At 49.1% G+C, this 25,009-nt stretch carries 25 protein-coding genes; 20 read left to right on the top strand and 5 right to left on the bottom strand.

All coding sequences use genetic code 11. From position 1 onward, the window contains the following. The first annotated feature begins 227 nt into the window (after positions 1–227). The 3 genes from HJV72_RS10990 to HJV72_RS10980 are packed head-to-tail and all read left to right on the top strand — an operon-like array spanning position 228 to position 3,765. A complete protein-coding gene (locus HJV72_RS10990; RefSeq protein ID WP_208070972.1) occupies positions 228–1,037 on the top strand; it encodes an FAD binding domain-containing protein in 810 nt (269 codons plus the stop codon). Further along, positions 1,034–1,504, top strand: coding sequence for a (2Fe-2S)-binding protein (locus tag HJV72_RS10985; protein WP_208070970.1), 471 nt, complete (start codon positions 1,034–1,036; stop codon positions 1,502–1,504). Before HJV72_RS10990 ends, HJV72_RS10985 begins: the two co-directional genes overlap by 4 nt. Then, positions 1,495–3,765 carry a xanthine dehydrogenase family protein molybdopterin-binding subunit gene (locus HJV72_RS10980; protein ID WP_208070968.1) on the top strand — a complete coding sequence of 757 codons (2,271 nt, stop codon included), beginning with the start codon at positions 1,495–1,497 and terminating at the stop codon, positions 3,763–3,765. Before HJV72_RS10985 ends, HJV72_RS10980 begins: the two co-directional genes overlap by 10 nt. Before the next feature lie 93 nt (positions 3,766–3,858). Here HJV72_RS10980 and HJV72_RS10975 read toward each other — a convergent pair whose 3' ends face one another. Further along, positions 3,859–4,506: a TMEM164 family acyltransferase gene (locus HJV72_RS10975; RefSeq protein ID WP_243765615.1), complete on the bottom strand. Its 648-nt coding sequence runs from the start codon at positions 4,504–4,506 to the stop codon at positions 3,859–3,861. 151 nt (positions 4,507–4,657) lie between these two features. On the opposite strand from HJV72_RS10975, the gene HJV72_RS10970 reads away from it, so the two are divergent. The 10 genes from HJV72_RS10970 (at position 4,658) to HJV72_RS10925 (ending at position 14,537) form a co-directional block, all read left to right on the top strand. Continuing rightward, positions 4,658–5,560, top strand: a complete 903-nt coding sequence (locus HJV72_RS10970; protein ID WP_208070989.1) for a DMT family transporter — start codon at positions 4,658–4,660, stop codon at positions 5,558–5,560. Next, positions 5,553–6,047 carry an HD domain-containing protein gene (locus HJV72_RS10965; protein WP_208070964.1) on the top strand — a complete coding sequence of 165 codons (495 nt, stop codon included), beginning with the start codon at positions 5,553–5,555 and terminating at the stop codon, positions 6,045–6,047. The genes HJV72_RS10970 and HJV72_RS10965 overlap by 8 nt, the downstream gene beginning before the upstream one ends. A 15-nt stretch (positions 6,048–6,062) precedes the next feature. Then, complete coding sequence (gene dtd, locus HJV72_RS10960; protein ID WP_208070962.1) at positions 6,063–6,509, top strand: D-aminoacyl-tRNA deacylase; 447 nt, start codon at positions 6,063–6,065, stop codon at positions 6,507–6,509. Between the two features lie 220 nt (positions 6,510–6,729). Beyond that, entirely contained in the window at positions 6,730–7,233 is a 504-nt protein-coding gene (locus HJV72_RS10955) for a MarR family winged helix-turn-helix transcriptional regulator (RefSeq protein ID WP_208070960.1), read from the top strand. Positions 7,234–7,254: 21 nt separating this feature from the next. Further along, entirely contained in the window at positions 7,255–9,612 is a 2,358-nt protein-coding gene (locus HJV72_RS10950) for an ABC transporter ATP-binding protein (protein WP_208070958.1), read from the top strand. Between the two features lies 1 nt (position 9,613). Continuing rightward, positions 9,614–11,461, top strand: coding sequence for an ABC transporter ATP-binding protein (locus HJV72_RS10945; protein ID WP_208070956.1), 1,848 nt, complete (start codon positions 9,614–9,616; stop codon positions 11,459–11,461). Positions 11,462–11,601: 140 nt separating this feature from the next. Beyond that, positions 11,602–12,408: an MBL fold metallo-hydrolase gene (locus HJV72_RS10940; protein ID WP_208070954.1), complete on the top strand. Its 807-nt coding sequence runs from the start codon at positions 11,602–11,604 to the stop codon at positions 12,406–12,408. Between the two features lie 34 nt (positions 12,409–12,442). Further along, complete coding sequence (locus tag HJV72_RS10935) at positions 12,443–13,030, top strand: HD domain-containing protein (RefSeq protein ID WP_208070952.1); 588 nt, start codon at positions 12,443–12,445, stop codon at positions 13,028–13,030. A gap of 94 nt (positions 13,031–13,124) precedes the next feature. After that, entirely contained in the window at positions 13,125–13,421 is a 297-nt protein-coding gene (locus HJV72_RS10930; protein WP_208070950.1) for an ArsR/SmtB family transcription factor, read from the top strand. A 102-nt stretch (positions 13,422–13,523) separates the two neighbouring features. Continuing rightward, positions 13,524–14,537 (top strand): permease, encoded by a 1,014-nt coding sequence (locus HJV72_RS10925; protein WP_208070949.1) that lies wholly within the window; start codon positions 13,524–13,526, stop codon positions 14,535–14,537. A 104-nt stretch (positions 14,538–14,641) separates the two neighbouring features. Here the strand turns inward: HJV72_RS10925 and HJV72_RS10920 are convergent, their stop codons facing one another. From HJV72_RS10920 to HJV72_RS10910, 3 genes are read right to left on the bottom strand one after another with little or no spacing between them, the layout of a single operon-like run. Then, positions 14,642–14,902, bottom strand: coding sequence for a spore coat protein (locus HJV72_RS10920; RefSeq protein WP_208070948.1), 261 nt, complete (start codon positions 14,900–14,902; stop codon positions 14,642–14,644). 12 nt (positions 14,903–14,914) lie between these two features. Beyond that, positions 14,915–15,097: a hypothetical protein gene (locus HJV72_RS10915; RefSeq protein WP_049729237.1), complete on the bottom strand. Its 183-nt coding sequence runs from the start codon at positions 15,095–15,097 to the stop codon at positions 14,915–14,917. A 58-nt stretch (positions 15,098–15,155) separates the two neighbouring features. Further along, the gene (locus HJV72_RS10910; protein ID WP_208070947.1) at positions 15,156–15,878 is read right to left on the bottom strand and encodes a gamma-glutamyl-gamma-aminobutyrate hydrolase family protein; all 723 of its coding nucleotides are present in this window, start codon (positions 15,876–15,878) and stop codon (positions 15,156–15,158) included. A gap of 122 nt (positions 15,879–16,000) precedes the next feature. Between HJV72_RS10910 and HJV72_RS10905 the strand changes: the two genes are divergently transcribed. Further along, positions 16,001–16,969, top strand: a complete 969-nt coding sequence (locus HJV72_RS10905) for a dipeptidase (RefSeq protein WP_208070946.1) — start codon at positions 16,001–16,003, stop codon at positions 16,967–16,969. 65 nt (positions 16,970–17,034) lie between these two features. On the opposite strand, the gene HJV72_RS10900 is transcribed toward HJV72_RS10905, so the two are convergent. Beyond that, the gene (locus HJV72_RS10900) at positions 17,035–18,255 is read right to left on the bottom strand and encodes an argininosuccinate synthase (protein ID WP_208070945.1); all 1,221 of its coding nucleotides are present in this window, start codon (positions 18,253–18,255) and stop codon (positions 17,035–17,037) included. Positions 18,256–18,825: 570 nt separating this feature from the next. Here HJV72_RS10900 and proB point away from each other — a divergent pair. From proB to argB, 6 genes are all read left to right on the top strand, one after another. Then, entirely contained in the window at positions 18,826–19,848 is a 1,023-nt protein-coding gene (gene proB / locus HJV72_RS10895; RefSeq protein ID WP_208070987.1) for a glutamate 5-kinase, read from the top strand. Next, positions 19,823–21,070, top strand: a complete 1,248-nt coding sequence (locus tag HJV72_RS10890; protein ID WP_208070944.1) for a glutamate-5-semialdehyde dehydrogenase — start codon at positions 19,823–19,825, stop codon at positions 21,068–21,070. The genes proB and HJV72_RS10890 overlap by 26 nt, the downstream gene beginning before the upstream one ends. Before the next feature lie 246 nt (positions 21,071–21,316). Continuing rightward, positions 21,317–22,357: an N-acetyl-gamma-glutamyl-phosphate reductase gene (gene argC / locus HJV72_RS10885; protein WP_208070942.1), complete on the top strand. Its 1,041-nt coding sequence runs from the start codon at positions 21,317–21,319 to the stop codon at positions 22,355–22,357. Positions 22,358–22,393: 36 nt separating this feature from the next. After that, a complete protein-coding gene (locus tag HJV72_RS10880; RefSeq protein ID WP_208070941.1) occupies positions 22,394–22,840 on the top strand; it encodes a GNAT family N-acetyltransferase in 447 nt (148 codons plus the stop codon). A gap of 19 nt (positions 22,841–22,859) precedes the next feature. Further along, a complete protein-coding gene (argJ, locus tag HJV72_RS10875) occupies positions 22,860–24,083 on the top strand; it encodes a bifunctional glutamate N-acetyltransferase/amino-acid acetyltransferase ArgJ (protein WP_208070940.1) in 1,224 nt (407 codons plus the stop codon). A 23-nt stretch (positions 24,084–24,106) separates the two neighbouring features. Next, the gene (gene argB / locus HJV72_RS10870) at positions 24,107–25,009 is read left to right on the top strand and encodes an acetylglutamate kinase (protein ID WP_208070939.1); all 903 of its coding nucleotides are present in this window, start codon (positions 24,107–24,109) and stop codon (positions 25,007–25,009) included.

Genomic DNA, 25,009 nt, shown 5'->3' with positions numbered 1-25,009 from the left:
CAGTATCTCTGCTTTTTAAATATTCAGTTGTAACACATGTATTGTAATCCTACAAAAGCCCGTGAAGGCAGATGATTTTCCCATTGCATGAAGCGTGCATATATGGTAAAATGTATCATTGCAAGGTGTGAATGACTGGACTCATTTGCACCTTTTTTACGCAGTAAACAAGGTGACATTATTGAACGGATAACGTCCTGTGAGGGAGAAGAGAAAGGAGCCATATTTTGTTTTCGGTAAATCAATATGTTAAAGCAGGAACGCTGAAAGAGGCGTACGAGCTGAATCAGGCGCGGAACAGCCGTGTCATGGGCGGCATGATGTGGATGCGGCTCGGGAATGCAAGAGTACAGACGATAATAGATATATCCGGTCTCGGGCTTGACCAGATCGAGGAGACAGATCATGTAATTAAGATAGGGGCGATGTGTACGCTGCGTACGCTGGAACAGCACGAAGGGCTGCGTAAGATGTACGGCGGCGCCATCCAGGAGGCGGTCCGTCATATCGTAGGCGTCCAGTTCCGCAACCAGGCCACCGTCGGAGGAAGCATCTACGGGAGATACGGCTTCTCAGATGTACTTACGTGCCTGCTGGCGCTGGATACGTTTGTGGAGCTGTATAACGGCGGAACGATCCGGCTGTCTGAATTTGTCAGCCATAAGCCGGACAACGATATATTAGTGTCTGTCATAATAAGGAAGCGTAAGAGGAAGATAAGATATGCGTCTGTGCGCCGGACAGCGACGGATTTTCCTGTGCTTGCCTGTGCCGTGGTGACAGGAATCCTGCACGGCGAGGAATGCTGGTACGTATCTGTGGGGGCCAGGCCGATGCGGGCTTCGCTTCTGGAAAAGGGATGGAAGATATCTCGTGATACGGATGCAAAGCAGATAGCCGCCTATGCGAAAGAGGCGGCAGAAGAATTCTCCTATGGGAGCAATATGAGAGGGAGCGCCGGTTACCGGAGGCATCTGGCAGAAGTCCTGATCAGGAGGGCGATTACGTCAATCGTAACGGAGGAAGCAGAAGTATGATGGTTCAGTTTATATTAAATGGGAAAGAGACGATGGCGGATATACGGGAGGACGCGGTTCTGCTTGATGTGCTCAGAGATCTGGGCTGCAGCAGCGTGAAATGTGGCTGCGAGACGACAAACTGTGGATTGTGTACCGTGTGGATAGATGGGAAATCACGGCTTTCCTGTTCTGTACTGGCCGCTGCCGCAGAGGGAAGAGAGATCACCACGCTGGAAGGTGTCGAGAAGGAAGCGGCAGAGCTCGGCTCATTTCTGGCGGCAGAAGGAGCAGAGCAGTGCGGCTTCTGTTCTCCGGGGTTTATCATGAATGTGCTGGCAATGGCCAGAGAGCTTAAGGATCCGGCTATAGATGAGATTAAGGAATATCTGTCCGGCAACTTGTGCCGCTGTACCGGCTACATGGGGCAGCTGCGCGCGATACAGAAATATATGCAGACAAGAGGGGAGGGACCGGCATGCGGGTAGTGAATCAATCGGTCAGAAAAGTAGATCATAAGGCGCTCGTCACCGGCAAGGCAGTGTATACCGATGATCTGGCGCCGAAGGAATGCCTGATTGTGAAAGTGCTGAGAAGCCCTCACGCACATGCACTTATACAGGAGATAAGCCTGGAAAAAGCAGAGAAGGTTGCAGGCATCGAATGTATCCTTACATACAAGGACTGTCCGGACAAGCGCTTTACGATGGCGGGACAGACCTATCCTGAGCCGAGCCCGTACGACCGGCTGATTCTTGACAGGAGAGTACGGTTTGTGGGCGACGCGGTTGCAGTCGTCGCCGGGTATTCGAAAGAGGCCGTAGCGAAAGCGCTCAGGCTTATCAAGGTTACATACGAGGTGCTGGAGCCTGTGCTGGATTTCCGGTCCGCCAGGGATAACGAGGTGCTTGTCCATCCGGAGGAGAATTGGAAGAGCCTCTGCCCGGTCGGTGCGGACAATAAGAGGAACCTGTGCGCCAGTGGCACGTGCGTTGACGGAGATGTAGATAAGGTGCTGGAAGGATGCAGTTATGTCGTGGATAAGACTTACCATACGCAGGCGAACCAGCAGTCCATGATGGAGACATTCCGCACTTATACTCATATGGATGCTTATGGAAGGCTGAACGTAGTATCATCCACCCAGGTCCCGTTCCATGTCAGAAGAATCCTTTCTAATGCCCTCGATATACCGAAGTCTAAGATCCGGGTCATCAAGCCGAGAATCGGAGGGGGCTTCGGTGCGAAGCAGACGGTAGTATCAGAAGTGTATCCGGCTCTTGTGACATGGGCGACAGGAAAGCCGGCCAAGATGATATATACGAGGGAGGAGTCGCTTACCGCATCTTCTCCAAGGCATGAGATGGAAGTGCGCGTGCGCATGGGAGCGGACAAGGACGGAATCATAAAAGCGATAGATGTCTATACGCTGTCTAATACAGGGGCATTCGGGGAGCATGGACCCACGACGGTGGGCCTGTCCGGACATAAGTCCATCCCTCTCTATGGTAAGACAGAAGCATTTCGTTTTGCCTATGACGTGGTGTATACGAATGTGATGTCGGCCGGGGCATACAGAGGCTATGGAGCCACCCAGGGCATCTTTGCGGTGGAGTCGGCGGTAGATGAGCTGGCTGCGCAGATTGGAATGGATCCGGTTGCATTCAGGGAGAAGAACATAGTAAGGGAAGGGCAGATGATGCCTGCATACTATGGAGAGAGAGCCGGCAGCTGTGCGCTCGGCCGTTGCCTTGAGCGGGCGAAAGAGATGATTGGGTGGGATGAGAAGTACCCCTGCCGGGATATGGGGAATGGAAAAGTGCGCGGAGTCGGAGCCGCCCTTGCGATGCAGGGGTCCGGCATATCGGGCGTGGACACGGCGTCTGTCGGTATCAAGGTCAATGACGACGGTTTCTATAGCCTGATGATCGGTGCTACCGATATGGGAACAGGCTGTGATACGATTCTCGCACAGATAGCGGCAGAATGTCTGGACTGCGGTATGGAAGAGATAATCGTACACGGTGTGGACACGGACGCCTCGCCTTATGACACCGGCTCTTACGCGTCCAGTACGACTTATGTGACCGGCATGGCCGTCGTGCGCACGTGTGAGAAGCTGCGGGATATGCTCCGTGAGAAAGGGGCCCAGTATCTCGGCTGCAGTCCTGATGATACGGAATTTGACGGAGAGGACGTTATCGATCTGAAGACCGGAAGGACGATATCCCGGGCGGAGATAGGGAACAGGGCGATGTGCAGCAACCAGGATGCCCTGTATGCCAGCGAGGCATTTTCCTCTCCCGTGTCTCCGCCTCCGTTCATGGCCGGCATGGCGGAAGTGGAAGTGGACAAAGAGACAGGACAGGTCGAACTGATAGACTATGTGGCGGCAGTGGACTGCGGGACGGTCGTCAACCCCGCACTGGCACGTGTACAGACAGAAGGCGGTCTGGCACAGGGAATCGGCATGGCCCTCTTCGAAGAAGTCGTATATGGACCTCAGGGGAAGAATTACAGCAATTCCTTCATGCAGTACAAGATTCCGACCCGCCTCGACGTGGGAAATATTCGGGTGGAATTTGAGAGCAGCTACGAACCCACCGGTCCATTTGGCGCAAAATCCATCGGCGAGATTGTCATCAATACGCCGTCTCCCGCTATCGCCAACGCGGTGGCTAATGCGGTTGGGGTCAGAGTTCGGGAACTGCCTGTAACGGCAGAGAAAATATACTGGGGAATGCAGTAAATTGGAACAATTTTGAAAGGGGTCAGACCCCCATGTATGGGAGGGGTCTGACCCCTTTCAAAATTCCCCGAGTTTTCTGATAATTGCGTGGATTTATGCCTTTTTGTTTCTGTAAATGAGATGCCAGATAAGGTGGAAGACGAAGGCCCCTGACACGATGGATGCAATATAGATGAAGATACCGGGGGTATTCCCTAGGAACTCTGCAATATCTTTGAATATGACTTGCGTTAAATAATAATGTGGGCTGATATAGAACATGTTGATGGCTCCGAACCGGTAAAGCACCATATTCAATATAGTTGCGATGATACACGTGCCTCCATAAAGGGCCGAACATCTTGCATAGCCTTTCCAGGAATAGTCGCTTTCAAGAGAAAGCCCTGCAGTCAGGCCAAGCAAGATGAGCAGAATGTGCCAGGCAAAGGAGTGGACGGTAAGCGGCTCATAGGAGTAGTGGAGCCCGCTTGTGTCAAAGAAGGCGAAGATGCCTCCGAGCATGCCGAAGTCCATAAGGAACGTAAGCAGTATCTTACGCAGTCTGACAGACTTTGCCCATGGCAGTATGAGGCAGATGTACATCGGTATGCTGCACAGCTGGAAGGGAAAGTACCACCAGTAGTAGTGCCCGTGATTCACGATAAAGGTCAGGCAGAGCTGTTTCCAGATTTCGCTGACCGCCATTGCGAGCCCGCATATAAGGTAGATGCGGTTGTAATGGAGACGGTTGTATGTTATCAAAATTGTCACCTCTTGTCTGTAATATGTTCCTGCTGTCATTATACGCCGTTTCTGGAGATGAAAACAGGTGTAATTTCTCTTGTGTTATGCTATAATACGATTGTTGCTTACTTGAGACGGAACGAAGAGAACTTTAGCGGAGTGAGAGATGATGAGACCAAAGAATGCAATCATGCTTGTAATGACGGCCTTCATATGGGGGACGGCTTTTGTGGCTCAGAGTGTCGGGATGGATTACCTGGGACCGTTTACTTTTAACGGGGTGCGCAGCTTCATCGGCGGGGCGGCGCTACTGCCATGCATATTTATATTAGGAAAAATGAATGAAAGGGGCCGCGGTGCTGAGCAGGCCGTTGGGAGCAGGAAAGACCTGATAGTGGGGGGCGTTGTATGCGGCCTTCTCCTTTTTGCCGCCAGCAGCATGCAGCAACTCGGCATCCAGTATTCGACAGCCGGAAAGGCCGGGTTTATCACGGCATTTTATATTGTAATCGTACCGGTATTGGGTATATTTCTTAAGAAGAAAACTGGAATCAAAGTATGGGCAGCAGTAATTTTAGCATTGACCGGACTGTATTTTTTATGCATCACCGAGACATTTGCGGTGGGGAAAGGGGATGTGCTGCTGTTCTTGGGTGCGCTTATCTTTTCAGTACATATTCTCGTAATTGATTATTTTTCACCGAGGGTCGACGGGGTCAAGATGGCATGTATCCAGTTCTTCGTGTGCGGAGCTGCCTCTATCGTACCGATGTATGCGCTTGAGACGCCGAGGATAACGGATATGGCCAAGGGCTGGCTGCCTCTTCTGTACGCCGGCGTACTTTCCTGCGGAGTAGCATATACATTACAGATTATAGGGCAGAAAAATGTGAATCCGGCTATCGCTTCTTTGATATTGAGCCTGGAGTCATGCTTCTCCGTACTTGCAGGCTGGATTGTGCTGGGAGAGACGCTGTCCGTGAGGGAGACGGCTGGCTGCGTGCTCATGTTCGCGGCAATCATACTGGCGCAGCTGCCGGAGAGGAAGAAGGAGGAAATGCAATATGGATAATGAGCTGCTGATGAAGATGACGGAGTATTATGCGGGACAGCCGCACAGGATTCAGCATTTTATGAAAGTGTATGCCTACTCCCGCATGATTGGCGAGATGGAACATTTGGACAGCCGGATGCAGCATATACTGGAAGTCGCGGCGGCCGTACATGATATCGGCATCCGTCGGAGCGAGGAGATATATGGCGACAGCGCGGGGAAGCACCAGGAGGAGCTTGGCCCGGATGAAGCCGCAGAGATGCTTGCGGAGATAGGCTATGACGAGGAGCTTATCGAGCGGGTCCGCTATCTGGTCGGACATCACCATACTTATTCAGACATGGACGGTATGGATTATCAGATACTGGTGGAAGCGGATTTCCTTGTGAACCTGTTTGAAAACGAGGATGGAATCAATGAAAAAGCAGTGCGGAACGCCTTGGAGCACATTTTTGTGACAGAGAGCGGGAAAGCTTTATTAAGGGCCATGTTTTTGGCTGAATAAGAGGAGAGAAGGAAAATGAGGTTTTTAGTACAGAGAGTGTCCGAGAGCAGTGTGGAGATTAATGGAGAAGTAGTGGGACAGATAGGAAAAGGATTTATGGTGCTTATCGGCGTATGTGACAGCGATACGAAAGAAATTGCCGACAAGATGGTCAGAAAGATGCTGGGGCTGCGCATCTTTGAAGATGAACAGGGCAAGACGAACCTTTCGTTGGACACCGTAGGCGGGCAGCTGCTGCTCATATCCCAGTTCACGTTGTACGCCAACTGCAAAAAAGGCAACCGGCCAAGCTTCATAGAAGCAGGGGAGCCCGGGATGGCAGAAGAGATGTACGAATACATCATAGCAAGATGTAAAGAACAGGTAGAAGTAGTAGAACGAGGACAGTTCGGGGCAGATATGAAAGTAAGCCTCACAAACGATGGTCCGTTTACGATAATATTAGATTCCGAACAATTATAATTGTGTTTATACTGTGAACGGGGACGTGATCTTTTTCAAAAGGGTTACGTCCCTAATTGCATTTTGACCTGTACCTGAATGATGAATTTAATTAGTTGTTTAATGAATTATTTGTGAAAAATATCAGATAATTATTAAATAAATATAAATATGTTGACTTTTATAGTAAAGGTGAATAATATAATTGTTAGATTTCTAATTATTTGGAAGGAGGTGCGGAATGAACACACATAAGGATGATGTACCAGTCTTTGTGATTTTGCATCGTTTGATTCATATGAGCAAGTATCAGGCGTTTAAGCGTCTGGATGATTTTGACCTGAAGCCAAGCCAGGCAGGGATTCTGTTTGTGCTGTCCTGTAATGGGAAGCTTTCCCAGCGGGAGCTGGCTGAAAGGATAGGCATCACGCCCCCATCTATGACCGTTGCGCTGCGCAAGATGGAGACCCGTGGATACATTGAAAAAGAGCCGGATGAAAAAGATCAGCGTATTATAAGGATATTACTCACGGAAAAAGGGGAAAGCTGTGTTAAGGATATAAGAACCGTGATGGATGAGATGGAGGCAGTCCTCTATCAAAATATGACGCAGGAAGAAAAGATGCTGCTGAGAAGGCTTTTGCTTCAGATGCAGGAGAACCTTCTCGATTCCAAGGAATTCCGGGGCCTGGACATGGCGCTTATTATGGAGCGTACACGTCCTGTACTAAAAGACAGAATATAAACAGGAAAGGAAAGGCATTATATGAGTAAACTGTTAAAATTTTTAAAACCTTATGTCGGAGCGGTTTTTGCCATTCTCTGTGTACTTATCGTCCAGGCATATTGTGACCTGTCGCTGCCGGCATACACTTCTGATATCGTTAATGTAGGAATACAGCAGGGCGGCATCAGCGAGACGGTACCGGAAGAAATCGGAGAAGAGGATCTTGATAAGCTGCTCCTTTTTGTGGCATCTGACAGACAAGATGCAGTTAAAGACGCATATGCGGCCAGCAAAAAAAACCATGACTATGACGGCAAAGTGTATACATTGAAACATGCGGTCAGAGATGACAGGAAAGAGCTTGATAAGCTCTCTGGAATACTTGGCAGGCCGATGCTTCTCGTCAGTGGATTTGAGTCCGGCAGCGATATGACGAAGAAAATGCAGGATGAGATGAAGTCTCAGATGAAGAGCCAGATGCAGACCCAGGTCGAAGCCCAGGTGAACGAGCAGATAGAGGCGCAGACCGCAGGGCAGAATCTGCCTGAGGATGCAAAAGAGCAGATGAAGCAGCAGGCGGTGGAGCAGGCCCAGTCCCGGCTTCCGGATGTGGACAGCATGTCCATGTTTGAGATATTTGAAAATATGGAGCCCGATCAGCGGGATGAAGCAGTCGCCCAGATTGAAAAGAATATGGTATCTATGCCGGAAACGATGATTGAGCAGGCAGCTACGACTTACATCAAAAATGCGTACAGCAACATAGGGATAGACACGGATAACAAGCAGAACATTTATATCTTGACCACCGGTGGGAAAATGCTCGCGCTGGCAGCGCTTGGCATGATGGCCAGCATACTTGTAGGACTGCTGGCCTCAAGAGTAGGTGCATCGGTAGGCCGGGGAATCCGGGGGGATGTATTTAAAAAGGTGGTCGGTTTCTCCAACGGAGAATTTGACAAATTCTCTACCGCCTCTCTTATAACAAGAAGTACAAATGATATCCAGCAGATTCAGATGCTGACGGTCATGATACTGCGTATGGTACTGTACGCGCCTATCATGGCTATTGGCGGCATATGGAAGGTATTTAACACGAATGCCGATATGTCCTGGATTATTGGCCTGGCAGTCGGTCTGATACTCTGTGTCGTCGTCGTGCTGTTCGTTGTCGTCATGCCGAAGTTTAAGACGGTACAGAATCTCGTAGACCGCCTGAACCTTGTGTCAAGGGAAATCCTGACCGGTCTTCCGGTTATCCGGGCATTCAGCACTGAGAAGTATGAAGAAAAGCGGTTTGACAGAGCAAATATGGACCTGACGAGAGTTAACCTGTTTGTCAACAGGGCGATGACGTTTATGATGCCGACGATGATGCTCATCATGAACGGGGTCACGGTACTCATCGTTTGGTCCGGAGCGCACAATGTGAATGACGGCACGATGCAGGTGGGAGATATGATGGCATTTATACAATATACGATGCAGATTATCATGTCGTTCCTGATGATATGCATGATATCTGTTATGCTTCCCAGAGCGGCAGTATCCGCAGTCCGTGTAGATGAAGTGTTGAGAAGCAGTACGCTGATTCATGACCCGGAAGATGCAGAAGCGCTGCCGCAGGATGGCAGGGGTGAAGTTACATTTGACCATGTATCTTTCCGCTATCCGGGCGCCGAGGAAGATGTCCTCCACAATCTTACATTTACCGCCAGACCGGGACAGACGACAGCTATCATCGGCAGTACGGGAAGCGGAAAGACTACGCTTGTGAACCTGATTCCAAGATTCTATGACGTGACGGAAGGGCAGGTACTGATAGATGGAACGGATGTACGCAGCATCTCACAGCACGAACTCCGCGACCAGCTTGGCTTTGTGCCCCAGAAAGGGATACTGTTTTCCGGCGACATCGCTTCCAACATCATGTACGGCAATCCAGGCGGTAACGAGGAAGAGATGCGTGAGGCAGCCGAAATAGCCCAGGCGACGGAATTTATTGAGAGTAAGAAGAAGAAATACGAAAGCGCCATTTCCCAAGGAGGATCCAACGTATCCGGCGGCCAGAAGCAGAGGCTTTCTATAGCGAGGGCTATCGCGAAGCATCCGAAGGTATATATCTTCGACGACAGCTTCTCTGCGCTTGATTATAAGACAGACGTAAAGCTTAGGAATGCATTGAAGGAGAAGACGGCAGATAGTACGGTGATTATCGTCGCGCAGCGAATCAGCACGATACTCCATGCGGAGCAGATTATCGTATTAGATGACGGAGTGATAGCAGGCATCGGCACACATAAGGAACTGCTGAAGAACTGTGACGCGTATTATCAGATTGCCTCTTCTCAGCTTTCAGAAAAAGAACTTAGTGAAGATATGAAGGAGGTGGGCTAACATGGCAGAAACGGGACAGACAGAAAGACGCCGGGGCCCGATGGGCGGTCCTCACGGAGCGGCGATGGCAGGAGAAAAAGCCAGAGACTTTAAAGGAACCATGAAGAAGCTCATGAATTACATGGGCAAGTATAAGATAGCCATATTCTTTGTCTTCATCTTTGCTATCGGAGGCACTGTTTTCAGCATAGTGGGACCGAAGATTCTAGGAAAGGCAACAACGGAGATATTCAACGGGCTGGTAGGCAAGGTGTCCGGCGGAAGCGGCATTGATTTTGCCAAGGTCGGAATGATACTGATTTCCGTGCTCTGCCTATATGCGGTCAGCGCAGCATTTTCATTTATCCAGGGTTATATCATGACAGGGATATCACAGAAGATGACGTACCGGCTGAGAAAAGAAATATCGGAGAAGATCAACCGTATGCCGATGAACTATTTTGACAAAATGACCCACGGTGAAATACTATCCAGAATTACGAATGATATCGACACGTTGGGGCAGAGTCTGAACCAGAGTGCGACACAGGTCATCACTTCCGTAACGACAATCATCGGTGTACTTGTGATGATGCTCAGCATCAGCCCTCTTATGACGCTGATTGCCCTGCTCATACTGCCGATTTCCATGGGGCTCATATCACTGATCGTGAAGAAGTCCCAGAAATACTTTAAATCACAGCAGGAGTATCTGGGGCATATCAACGGACAGGTGGAAGAAGTGTACGGCGGACATAATATCGTCAAAGTATTTAATAAAGAAGGCGATGTCATCCAGACATTTGACGATACCAACGAAATATTGTACCAGTCAGCGTGGAAATCACAGTTTCTGTCTGGCATGATGATGCCGGTCATGCAGTTTGTCGGTAACCTTGGCTATGTAGGCGTGTCTATTCTGGGGGGATACCTGGCCATCAAGAAGACGATTGAGGTCGGGGATATCCAGTCATTTATCCAATATGTGCGTAGCTTTACGCAGCCGATACAGCAGGTGGCGCAGGTGGCAAATATGCTGCAGTCTACAGCCGCGGCTTCCGAACGGGTCTTTGCCTTCCTGGAAGAGCAAGAAGAAGACCAGACTGTGCCGGAACCGGTATCTGTTGATGGCTTGGAGGGCAGGGTAGAATTCGACCATGTACACTTCGGATATAATCCGGACCATACGATTATCAATGATTTCAGTGCCAGGGTAGAACCGGGACAGAAGATAGCCATCGTAGGTCCGACCGGAGCGGGGAAGACGACCATGGTTAAGCTGCTCATGAGGTTCTATGATGTGAACAGTGGTTCCATCAAGGTGGACGGACACGACATCAGAGATTTCAACAGAAGCGAACTGCGCCAGATGTTCGGTATGGTGCTTCAGGACACATGGCTTTTCAAAGGAAGCATAGAAGACAATATCCGATATGGACGGCTGGATGCCAGCCATGAGGAAGTCGTGGAAGCGGCCAAGGCGGCACATGTGCACCGGTTTGTCCAGACACTTCCAAGCGGGTACGATATGGAACTGAACGAGGAAGCAAGCAACGTGTCCCAGGGACAGAAGCAGCTGCTCACCATAGCACGGGCTATCCTTGCAGATCCGAAGATACTGATTCTGGATGAAGCCACAAGCTCCGTAGATACGAGAACAGAGGTCAGGATACAGAAGGCGATGGATAACCTGATGAAAGGAAGAACGAGCTTTATCATCGCGCACCGGCTGTCGACTATCCGGGATGCAGATATGATACTCGTCATGAAAGACGGCGATATCATAGAACAGGGGAACCACGAAGAGCTGCTGGCTCAAAATGGCTTCTATGCAGAACTGTACAACTCACAGTTCGAAAGAAGTGCATAGGGACAGGTCAAAATGAAATGGGGACGGAGGTTTTTTAAAAAACCTCCGTCCCCATTTCATTTTGACCTGTCCCTATTTACGGCTGCTTATTTTTGGCGTATACTTGCAGTAAAATATATTTGAAGGGAGCAGGTGAGTGTATGAAGCTTCGTGTTTTGATTGACAACAATACATATATTGATCAATATTATCTTGGGGAACCAGCCTTGTCATTTTATATTGAGTCGGGTAATAGCAGAATCCTCTTTGACACCGGATATTCGGATGCATTTCTGTATAATGCGGATAAGATGGGGATAGACCTTGGCAGTCTTACTCATATTGTCCTGTCCCACGGACACAATGATCATACCGGTGGTCTGGCTTATCTGAAAGAGCGCTTTGACCTGAAGCGGGTGGAACTCGTTGCCCATCCGGGCTGCTTTGGAGAGAGGGAGGCTGCGGAGGGGAATATCGGCGCCCCCTTAACGGAAGATGAGATGCGGAGCCTGTGCAGAATGAAGCTTGGCAGGGAGCCGGTCTGGATAGGGGACGGATGTGTATTTCTCGGTGAGATTCCAGACAGGCTTGAGTTCGAGGCACGGAAGCCGATAGGAAGGCGAGAAGCCGGCGGCGTGTGGGAGGACGATTATGTGATGGAAGATTCGGCTATAGCATTTACGACGTCCAAAGGGCTTTTCGTCGTCACAGGCTGCTCCCACAGCGGTATCTGCAATATTGTGGAGCAGGCAAAAGCCGTGTGCAATGAGACGCGGATTGCCGGCATCATCGGTGGATTCCACTTGTTTCGTGTGGATGAAAGGCTGGAGGATACGATACGATATCTCGGCCGCCTCAATGCTGATATGCTCTACCCATGCCACTGCGTATCCTTTGACGTGAAGGCAAAGATGAAGGAGACGCTTCCTGTAAGCGAAGTAGGGACAGGGCTGGAAATAGAATTGTAGAAAATGACTGTTACATGTGGTGGAGGTTGGGAAAATGGGACGGCTGGAACAGCAGTTTGAATTTATACGAGAGATAGATAAGGAGAAGTTTATCGGCAGACAGACCTATCTTTCTGATGGAAAAAGAAAAGAAAACGATGCGGAGCATGCCTGGCATATGGCGATAATGACGCTTCTGTTAAGTGAATATGCGAACGAAGAAATAGACGTGCTCAAGACGGTATCTATGCTGCTCATACATGATATCGTGGAGATTGATGCAGGTGATACATATGCATATGACGAGGCGGCGAAAGCCACGCAGGAGGCACGGGAACAAAAGGCGGCAGACAGGATATTCGGCCTGCTTCCTGAGGATCAGTGCAGTAGAATGAGGTGTCTCTGGGAAGAGTTCGAGGAGCGGAAGACGCCGGAGGCAAGATTTGCCCGGGCCATGGACAACATCCAGCCGGTGATGCTCAATGCGGCGACGGACGGAAAAGCATGGCGGGAGCATCAGGTTAGGTTGGAGCAGATACTGAAGCGGAACGAATGTACCGGAGCGGGTTCAGAAAGCCTATGGGAGCATGCCCTCAATGAATTTATAATGCCGAATGTTGAACAGGGAAATATTGATACATAAAACAAATCAAAAAAAATTGATGTGGAAGGTTGACATGGGAAGTATAATGAAGTATCATAAATATATCGAAATAATTTGATGTGAGGTGCTGCATATGGCGGAGGGTTATACCCGGGATGCTAGGATATTCAAGGCTTTGTGTGATGAAAAAAGGCTGCATATACTGGAGCTTCTGGGGACTGGGGAAAAGTGTGCCTGCGTGCTGACTGACTGCATGGGCATCGGGCAGTCGTCTTTATCCTATCACATGAAGATACTATGCGAATCGGGCATTGTTGTAAGCAGGCAGGAGGGGAAATGGACCTATTACAGGATTAGTGAATCTGGCAGCAAACACGCGTCACGGCGGCTGCTGGAACTGACAGTCCGAAATGTGGCAGATTATGAATGATGAAGCAGATAACAGCCATCGACAGATGGCTGTTATTATCCAAAATACATCGAAAAAATTCGATATGATAGTTAGCGCAAAGCAGAAACGGAGGGAGTATAAATGGATAAAATAAAGTCAGCCTTTTTATTTATCCAAAACGAGCTGCTCGGAATGGAGTGGATGAATAGTCTGATAGAAAAGCTGTTGACAGATATTGGCCTGGATGTTAACGGCAGAATTGGAGGAAGCATACATTTCTTTCTATATGATGCCATAAAGATTACAGTCTTATTGTGTGTACTCATATTTGTCATATCTTATATACAGAGTTATTTTCCGCCTGACAGGAGCAGGAAGATATTAGGGAGGTTTCATGGCGCAGGAGCGAATATAGTCTCTGCCCTGCTAGGTACCGTAACCCCTTTTTGCTCCTGCTCTTCCATACCGCTTTTTATAGGATTTACTAATGCAGGACTTCCGATTGGAGTGACATTTTCATTTTTAATATCATCGCCAATGGTAGATCTGGGAAGTTTTGTCCTGCTTATCAGCATATTCGGCGTGAAAGTGGCGGCGGCTTATGTGGTGGTAGGGCTAGTTATCGCAGTAGCCGGCGGAATGCTGATTGAAAAGCTTCATATGGAAAGATACGTGGTAAATACTGCGGTACATTCTGATGATTCGGATAGCGGCTCATGTGCCATGACTGTCAAGGACAGACTACGTATCTCAAAAGAACAGATGGCAGAGACATTCAAAAGCGTGCTGCCATATATCGTCGCAGGTGTTGGCATAGGTGCTGCCATCCATAACTGGATTCCAGAGTCTTGGATTGTATCCGTACTGGGAAGCAGGAATCCATTAGGAGTAATACTGGCAACATTGGCTGGCACGCCGATGTATGCAGACGTTTTTGGAACGATACCGGTGGCGGAAGCCCTGCTTGACAAGGGAGCGCAGCTGGGAGCGGTGCTCGCCTTCATGATGGCTGTGACAACGTTAAGCCTGCCGTCTTTGATAATGTTGAAAAAGGTGGTAAAGACAAAGCTGCTCGTCCTGTTCACGGCAATCTGCACGGCAGGAATAATTATTGTCGGGTATATATTTAACATCTTTCACACATTCTTGCTATAACAGCTAAAGATAAGTCCCTGATGCAATGAACTGAACATATCAGAGCATAATAAAAACAGCCGGATATTACGTTCCGGCTGTTTTTTGCAAAGAGAGGTCTGGTTTTATTTCATTGAGAGATTTGTCAAGACATTCTTGACATGATCAACTTCTTCCTGCGTAGCTTTTGCTGCAGGAACATAGTAGCTCTTTTCCCTAGCTACCTGGTAGAGCTTTTCCTGAGACATTTCGCATTCATTGCGCAACTGTTTCAGGCACTGCTTTAATTCTTTGTTTTCAGTTTGAGTAATCATCTCACCAAATTTTGTGAGCTCTCCGTTTACGCCTGTTAAAGCGTCAGATACCATCGTCTTGTCGTCAAACATACTGATTTCCTCCTATAAGAATTTCATTAAATCCTGTTTGTTTTTCATAGCTGAATTGGCAGCATCCTGGAACAGCTTTTTAACTTCCGGATCTTTTGCCTCATTGGCATATTCAGTCATTTTGCAGTGGGATGTGTCGTAGCCGCCGATAAGGTGCCGTAAATTCTGTAAGTCTAAGATTGATATTTCGGACATTTGCTTCTCCTCCTTTATACCTATTGATTCTTTGTTAGTATGCCCTCAAGCTCCAGCATTATACGAGATGGATTACTTTGGAATTTCTGGAAAAATTTATTAATTCCAGGAAGAGATTCTGCATCGGAGTAGACACGGAATACATGCATTCAGGATGCCACTGTACGCCTATCGTAAAGGGGTGCGTCACAGACTCGACAGACTCTATGACGCCGTCGGAAGTGATGCCGGTAATCCGAAGATTTTCGCCGACGGCTCTGATGCACTGGTGATGAAATGTGTTCGTATATATGGAATCGCCGCAAATATTATATAGCATGCTATTAGATGAGAAGGTAACCTTGTGGCTTACATCCTCTCTCAGCTGTGACAGCTGCACATGATTGATGGAAGGGCACGGACGCAGCGATATATCCTGGTATATTGATCCGCCCATGGCGATATTCAATATCTGCATGCCGCGGCAGACTGCGAGAAGGGGAAGCTTTGCCGAGATAATATGCCGCATGAGGGATAGCTGGAAGTTGTCCGTAATCAGGTCTGTATGCCCCTGGTTTGTGAGCAGTTCTTCACCAAATAAGAAGGGGGTAATGTCATCACCCCCGCAAAACAGGAAGCCGTCACAGATGTCGGTATCGTGACAGTAAAGGCTTTCCTCAGTCATGCACGGCAGCAGGATTGGTATTCCGCCGGATGCTTCCACGGCATGGATATAGGTCTGCGGCACGAACTGCCGCTCATTCATAAAACCACAGGTTACAATTCCGATAACAGGATTCATAAGCCCTCCTTTTTGAACTATTTAAGTGATATTATGGATCGTACAATTTCATTTTCTCTGCAAATGGAGTATATTGTTATATAGAAACTTACATTAGAACGTATGTGAAGGAGACGGTAAATATGAAATTGATTGATATGCACTGTGATACCATATGGAAGCTTATGGATCTGGGAGGTGAAGGCGACCTGATGACGGGCAGCTGTGACGTGTCGATTCCAGGCATGAGGCAGGCTGATACGCTGGCGCAGTTTTTTGCCTGCTTCGGCTATCTGGATGACTTTAAGGATAGAGGCGGATATGACGCGTGCTACAGCCACATTCTTGAGATGGCACGGTACCTGAAAGAGCAGACCGTTATACATAAAGATGATATTGCCCTGGCAGCGTCGGCAGACGACATATATAAGAACGCGCGTGAGGGGAAGATATCTGCAGTGCTGACCGTGGAGGAAGGTGGCGTGCTGAACGGTGACATATCCAGGCTTGACACACTGTACGACAATGGCGTAAGGCTGATGACGCTTATGTGGAATTATGAGAACTGTATCGGATATCCGAACAGCAGGGATTCTTCCGTCATGTGGCAGGGGCTTAAGCCATTCGGAATAGAGGTCGTAGAAAAGATGAGCGGCAAAGGCATGATTATTGATGTGTCACACGCTTCCGACGGCACGTTCAGAGATGTGCTGGAGTATGCGAAGGGAACGGTCGTGGCATCCCACTCTAACTGCAGGGCGCTGTGCAGCCATCCAAGGAACCTGTCGGATGAAATGATCCGAAAGCTGGCAAATGCAGGCGGCATAGCCGGACTCAACCTGTATGGTGTCTTTCTTGGGGATAAGAATGAATCGAGGATTGAGGAGATGACGGCACATGTCATGCATATGATAGATGTAGGCGGCAGCGAATTTCCTGCAATCGGAACAGATTTTGACGGCTTTGACGGAATGGATGTGCTTGATATACCTGACGTGGGACATATGGCCTTGCTCTGGGAAGCACTGAAGAAAAAGGGACTTGGTGAAGGCCAGCTAGATAAGGTATGGAGCGGCAATGTTCTAAGGGTATTTAAAAGCCTGAGCGTCTGACCGGCTAAAACCTTATAACAGTATTAAAGAAGCCCCCTTGTGCTGCACACAAGAGGGCTTTCCTACTATTTGCTATCTGCTTCCCGCATCTTCAGCGCCCGCACTTTGAGCGGAAGGCCGAACAGGTTGATGAATCCTTCGGCATCATGGTGGTCATACAGTTCTCCTGTCGTGAAGCTAGCCAGTGATTCGCTGTACAGTGAATACGGAGAAGTGGTTCCGGCCTTGATGATATTGCCTTTATAAAGCTTGAACTTGACTTCGCCTGTCACATATTCCTGGGTGCTTTCGATAAACGCCTGGACTGCTTCGCGCAGAGGTGTAAACCATTTGCCTTCGTATACGATCTGGGACAGCTTGTTGCCCATCTCTTCCTTAGTCTCGTAAGTAGCACGGTCTAATACTAGCTCCTCAAGCTGCTGGTGCGCTTCATAGAGGATAGTACCGCCCGGCGTCTCATACACGCCCCGGGACTTCATGCCCACGACACGGTTCTCTACGATATCGCAGATTCCGATGCCGTGCTTGCCGCCTAGCTCATTCAGCTTGCGTATGATGTCAGATACCTTCATAGAATCGCCATTGATGCTCTTTGGCACGCCCTTTTCAAATGTCAAAGTGACGTACTCGCCTTTGTCAGGAGCTTTTTCGGGAGTCACTCCGAGCACGAGCAGATGCCCGTAATCCGGTTCGTTCGCCGGATCTTCAAGTTCCAGGCCTTCATGGCTGATGTGCCATAAATTGCGGTCACGGCTGTAGCTTTGGCTTGCGTCGAATGGGAGGTCGATGCCGTGCTGCTTGCAATATTCAATCTCGTCCTCACGGGATTCCATCGTCCATACATCGGTCATTCTCCATGGCGCTATGATTTTGATGTCAGGAGCAAGCGCTTTGATACCAAGTTCAAATCGAATCTGGTCATTTCCTTTGCCCGTTGCGCCGTGGCAGATTGCGGTGGCGCCCTCTTTCCTTGCGATATCTACAAGCTTTTTGGCAATTGCGGGACGCGCCATAGACGTGCCAAGCAGATATTTATTTTCATAAACGGCATGAGCCTGCACGCATGGCACTACATAATTATCGCAGAAATCGTCCACAATATCTTCAATATATAATTTGGAAGCGCCGGATAATTTCGCCCTCTCTTCCAGTCCGTCCAGCTCTTCACCCTGTCCGCAGTCGACGCAGCAGCAGATGACTTCATAGTCAAAATTTTCCTTGAGCCATGGAATGATTGCAGTAGTGTCCAGTCCGCCTGAGTATGCCAATACAACTTTTTCTTTCATGATATGAATCCTCCTGATATGTAATATTTGTATATTTTGTATATTTGTAATGTAAGCAATCTCGTTTGCAAAGACTACTATACACCATATTTTATATTTATGCAAGAAAAAATGGAAATAAAGTTAATTAATGTATATTATACAAATATAATGTATAAAAAGGCCGTTATATACACAGAATATGAATGAATAATAAAATCTATGCTTGACAAATGGGATGAATCATGTAAAATAGTTAAAAAAATAAGAAACCATAGAACAAATTGTGATACAACAAGGAGCGGTTATTATGAAAAGTTTATACACCATGTTTCACAGGGATATCATAAATAACGTAAACTCTCCTCTGCTTTCTGCAAGCAGTGTTGTTTTTGTGCCGTGCTGCCCGAATCCCCTCGGGGTATTTCACGCATAAAATTCAATACTGTGTAATGTAGAAAGGATATAGTTACTTTAATACCCTTATATTCAATCAGGTGGTTTTTGACTGAGGATGTGCGGGAACAGAAGCGTAGCGGTATGCTTTTGTTCCCGCTTCTTTTTTTGAATAGGAGAATGGAGAGTGGAATGATGGATTTCAGACAGGCTTTAAAAGAAAAAAAGAAAATTGTAATCAAAATAGGAACTTCTACCATAACATATCCGGAGACCGGCAACATCAATCTGGATAAGCTGGAGAAGTTTGTAAGAATACTGATTAATCTGCGCAACAAAGGAAAAGAGGTTATCGTCGTGTCTTCCGGTGCGGTAGGAATCGGCAGGAACGTACTTGGGTATATGAGCAGGCCGAAGGAAAAAGATGTACGGCAGGCATGTGCGGCAGTCGGACAGGGCAGACTGATGATGATGTACGAGAAGCTGTTCGCAGAATACAGCCAGCTGACCGCCCAGGTGCTGCTGACGAAAGAATCCATTACAAATGAAGCGTGCGCGGCAAACGCCAGGAATACGTTTGACAGGCTGGCAGCCATGCATGTCGTGCCTATCGTAAATGAGAACGATGCCATATCGGTAGACGAAGAACTATACGGCAACTTTGGCGATAACGATACGATGGCCGCACATGTAGCTTCCCTCGTCGGGGCGGATCTGCTTATACTGATGTCAGATATAGAAGGGCTGTATACCGATGATCCAAAGCAAAATCCGTGTGCCAGATTCGTGCACACGGTCGGCAGGATAGACAGTGAGCTTGAAAGGATGGGTAAAGGCGCAGGCTCATCCGTGGGGACCGGAGGGATGGCCACCAAGATTGAGGCGGCCAAGATTGCGACGGATGCCGGTGCGGATATGGTTATCGCAAACGGAGATAACATCTACACGATTAATGATATTATGGCCGGGAAGAAGGTTGGGACGCTGTTTCTTTCCAGGGGCAGCGGATATACCGGCGGTAACGAGCTGGCGCCTGAGCGGGAGCAGTACCGGAGGCAGGCGAAACGTATGAAAAAAGAGGCAATTAGAAAAGAAGCGGTGAGAAGAGACGTTTCAGAGAAAGATATATCAGAAAGAGTTATTTCAGATAAAAGAAAGACGGCCAGGCAGACTGAATGGGGAGGACAATATTATGGATTACGTGCAGGAAATTGGTAGAAAATCAAAGGAAGCATCGAGGCGAGTGCAGTTTCTCGGGCAGGAGGAAAAGAACGAGGGGCTGAAGGCTGTGGCGAGAGAGCTCAGGCAGCAGATGGGATATCTGCTCGTGGAAAACGATAAGGATGTTAAGAACGCCAAAGCAGCAGGGATGAAGCCGGCCCTCATAGACCGCCTGCTTCTGACGAGCCAGAGAATCCAGTCTATGGCGGAAGGGCTTGAGCAGATAGCGATGCTGGCGGATCCGGTAGGAAAGATGGAGTGTGTCAAGGTACGCCCGAACGGGCTTCAGATTGGTCAGCGCAGGGTGCCTCTCGGCGTTGTGGGAATCATATATGAATCTCGCCCGAATGTGACGGCGGATGCGTTCGGCCTCTGCTTCAAGACAGGTAATGCGGCGATACTCCGGGGAGGTTCGGATGCCATCAACTCTAACAAGGCGATTGTAAAAGTGATACGGGACGGGCTGGCAAAGGAGAAGCTGCCGTCAGATGCGGTCCTGCTGCTGGAGGATACAGACCGGACCGTCGTCACAGAGATGATGAAGATGAAAGAATATATCGATGTGCTCATACCAAGAGGCGGGGCCGGACTCATCGCCAATGTGGTGGAAAACAGCAAGGTTCCGGTCATCGAGACCGGGACAGGAAACTGCCACATCTACGTGGATGAGTCGGCGGATATCAAGATGGCGGCGGATATCATCGAAAATGCCAAGACACAGCGCCTCGGCGTGTGCAACGCCTGCGAGTCTCTTGTCGTACATTCCCGTATAGCCGAGAAGGCTGTACCACTTATATATGAAAGGCTTCATCAGAAGCAGGTTGAAGTACGGGGAGATGAGCGTGCAGTTTCGATACAAGACGGAATCAGACCGGCGTCGGAAGAAGACTGGGGAACAGAATACCTGGATACCGTCATCTCGCTCAAGACGGTAGATTCTATAGAAGAAGCGATAGACCATATCAATAGATATAATACAGGCCATTCGGAAGCTATCATAACACGCGATTATGACAATGCGCTGAAATTCCACAATGAGATAGACGCGGCGGCCGTCTATGTAAATGCCTCGACGAGATTTACGGACGGCCATGAGTTCGGGTTTGGCGCTGAAATCGGTATCAGTACCCAGAAGCTGCACGCCAGAGGGCCGATGGGGCTTGAGGCGCTTACGACAGTAAAGTATGTTATATTCGGCAACGGACAGACACGCCCATAGCTGAATAAGAATAAAAGATGGAAAAGGGCTTGCATATTATGCATTTATGTTGTATGATTATGCAAGCCCTTTAAGTTCAAGTGCAGTTGGGGACGGAGGTTTTTTAGAAAAACCCCGTCCCAAATTAAAATCATCGTGTCCCAACTGGACATTTAGGATTTTTTGGTATAGTATTTATTGGTACCAGGGTATAAAAATGCATTGGTGTACCTGGTGTATCGTGGTTATAAGGAGGATGCAGAACGTATGATCAAGGTTGGAATTATCGGTGCTACCGGGTATGCCGGGGGCGAATTGGTGAGAATCTTATCGGGGCATAAGGATGCGGAAATCGTGTGGTATGGCTCGAGAAGTTACATAGACAAGAAATATGCGGATATTTACAGGAACATGTTCGAGATTGTGGAGGATTCCTGTCTGGATGACAATATGGAGGAGCTGGCGAAGAAGGCGGATGTAATCTTTACGGCCACACCGCAGGGCTTCTGCGCATCTGTCGTTAACGAAGGGATGCTGGACAATACAAAGATTATTGACTTGAGCGCGGACTTCCGTATCAAGGATGTGCCGACTTACGAAAAGTGGTACGGGATAGAGCACAAAAGCCCTCGGTTTATTGAGGAAGCGGTATACGGCCTGTGCGAAGTGAACCGGGAGGCCGTGAAGAATGCGAGGCTCGTGGCGAATCCGGGCTGTTATCCGACATGCTCGTTCTTGTCCATCTATCCGCTGGCGAAGGAAGGCATGATAGATATGAAGACGCTGATTATAGATGCCAAATCCGGAACATCGGGTGCTGGGCGGGGTGCGAAGGTCGGCAACCTGTATTGCGAAGTGAATGAAAATATAAAAGCATACGGCGTGGCGGGCCACAGGCATACCCCGGAGATTGAAGAACAGCTCGGGCTAGCGTCCGGGGAGCAGGTTCTTGTGAACTTCACCCCTCATCTTGTGCCCATGAACAGGGGAATACTCGTTACCGCATACGCATCCCTCAAGCAGAAGGCCGCTTACGAAGAAGTCAGGGCAGTATATGAACAATACTACGGCAGCGAGAAGTTCGTCCGCGTGCTTGAGATGGATATCTGTCCCGAGACGAGATGGGTGGAAGGCAGCAATTATGTGGATGTGAACTTTAAGATAGATGAGAGGACAGGACGTATCATCATGATGGGAGCCATGGACAATCTCGTCAAAGGCGCCGCAGGGCAGGCCGTACAGAATATGAATCTGATGTTCGGACTGCCCGAAGACGAGGGGCTTGCCTTTGTCCCGCTGTTCCCATAAGGACAGGATACCATAAGGATAGGAAAGAGGTAAGATATGGTTAGGATAATGACAATTGAGGATTATGACGGCGTCTATGCCCTCTGGACAAAGATTCGCGGATTCGGCCTGCGGAGCGTGGACGATTCCAGGGAGGGGGTGGAACGCTTCCTGAAAAGAAACCCTACGACAAGCGTCGTAGCCGTAGAGGACAACAAAGTGGTCGGAAGCATCCTGTGCGGACACGACGGCCGGCGGGGATGCCTGTACCATGTCTGCGTGGATGAAGACTACAGGCGCCGCGGCATCGGCAGAGCCATGGTAGGCATGGCGATGGAAGCATTAAAAAAGGAAGAAGTCAGCAAAGTATCACTCATAGCATTTACGAAGAATGACATTGGAAATGCGTTCTGGAATACGATTGGGTGGACGAAGCGTCTGGACCTTAACTATTATGATTTTGTGTTAAATGAAAAGAATATCACTGCATTTATCGGACAGTAGCGTGAAGGAGGAAATAGATATGGATATGATTAAAGGCGGAGTTACCGCGGCAAAAGGATTCGAGGCGGCCTCGACCGCAGCAGGAATCAAGTATACGGACAGGACCGATATGGCGCTCGTGTACAGCCAGGTGCCGTGCGAGGCGGCAGGAACATTTACGAAGAACGTCGTGAAAGCGGCTCCTGTGAAATGGGACCAGAAGGTCGTAAAGAGCGGCTGCAAGGTACAGGCGATTATCGTCAACTCCGGAATCGCCAACGCATGTACGGGAGCGGAGGGTTACAGCTACTGTGAAGATACGGCGAAAACGGCGGCAGAAGCTCTCGGGATATCCGAAGACGGGGTGGCGATAGGTTCTACCGGGGTTATCGGCAGGCAGATACCCATCGATAAGCTGACCGCAGGCATAAAAGTCCTGGCGGAAAAGAAGAACGGCAGCCTGGAGAATGGGACGGAAGCGGCCAAGGCTATCATGACGACAGATACGGCGGAAAAGGAACTGGCAGTTGAGATAGAAGTGGGCGGAAAGAAAGTGATTGTCGGAGGCATGGCCAAAGGCTCCGGTATGATACACCCGGATATGTGCACGATGCTGTCCTTTATCACGACGGATGCAGATATTACAAAGGAAGCGCTGCAGAAAGCTCTGAGCGAAGATGTGGACGATACATACAACATGATATCCGTGGACGGCGATACGTCCACCAATGACACGGTACTGCTGCTGGCGAACGGACTGGCGGAAAATCCACAGATTCAGTACGGAAGCGGCGATTATAAGATATTTGCCGAAGCGCTCCACACGGTCAACGAATATCTGGCCAAAAAGATTGCAGGTGACGGTGAAGGTGCCACAGCCCTGTTTGAAGTGAAGGCGGTCGGCAGCGAGAGTACGGAGCAGGCGAAGCTGCTGGCGAAAGCGGTCGTATGCTCTAGCCTGACGAAGACAGCCATCGCCGGACACGATGCCAACTGGGGAAGGATCCTGTGTGCGATGGGATACTCCGGCGCGCAGTTCGATCCGGAAAAGGTGGACCTTTACTTTGAAAGCAAAGCAGGGAAGATCCAGATTATCGAAAATGGGACCGCCTTGGATTACAGCGAGGCGGAAGCCACGAAGATACTTTCCGAGCCCGAAGTGACAGCCACGGCAGATGTGAAGATGGGCGGCTGTACCGCTACCGCATGGGGATGCGACCTGACCCACGGCTATATAGATATCAACGCGGACTACAGGAGCTGACAAAGCAGAAGGAGCAATGTATTATGAATAAAGATATGCAGAAATATCTGGATAAGGCAGAAGTCCTCATCGAAGCGCTACCCTATATCCAGAGGTTCAACCGCAAGATTATCGTTGTAAAATACGGCGGAAGCGCCATGGTGGACGAAGAACTGAAGGAACAGGTAATCAAGGACGTAACGCTGCTTAAGCTCGTCGGGTTCAAGCCGATCATCGTCCACGGAGGCGGCAAGGAGATCAGCAGATGGGTCGGCAAAGTCGGGATGGAACCGGAGTTCGTGAACGGCCTGCGGGTAACGGATGAGGCGACGATGGAACTTGCGGAGATGGTGCTCGGCAAAGTGAACAAAAGTCTGGTACAGCTCGTGGAGAGTCTCGGCGTGCGTGCCATCGGGATTAGCGGGAAGGACGGAGGCCTCCTCGCTGTAGACAAGAAGTATGCAGACGGCGAGGATATCGGCTTCGTGGGAGAGATTAAAAAGGTAAATGCGGATATACTGTATGACCTGCTGGAAAAGGATTTTCTTCCGATTATATGCCCGGTCGGGCTGGATGACAGCTTCAATACATACAATATCAACGCGGATGACGCGGCATGTGCCATCGCGCGGGCGATGCGCGCCGAGAAGCTGGCATTTCTGACAGATATCGAGGGCGTGTATAAAGACCCCCACGATCCGGAGACACTTATCTCAGAACTGAAAGTATCCGAGGCACGGGTTCTGATGAATGAAGGCTACATCGGAGGAGGAATGCTCCCGAAGCTCCACAACTGCATCGATGCGATTGAACACGGGGTGTCCAGGGTCCATATTCTGGACGGAAGGATTCCGCACTGCCTCCTGCTGGAGATATTCACGAACAGAGGTATCGGAACCGCTATATTAAATGACAGTGAAGAACGCTTTTTTACGGAGAATGAATAA

It is taken from the genome of Extibacter sp. GGCC_0201, from assembly GCF_017566055.1.
Classification (GTDB): Bacteria; Bacillota; Clostridia; order Lachnospirales; family Lachnospiraceae; genus Extibacter.
The sequence above is the reverse complement of the archived record's forward strand: the minus strand, read 5'-3'. Positions and strand labels throughout refer to the sequence as shown.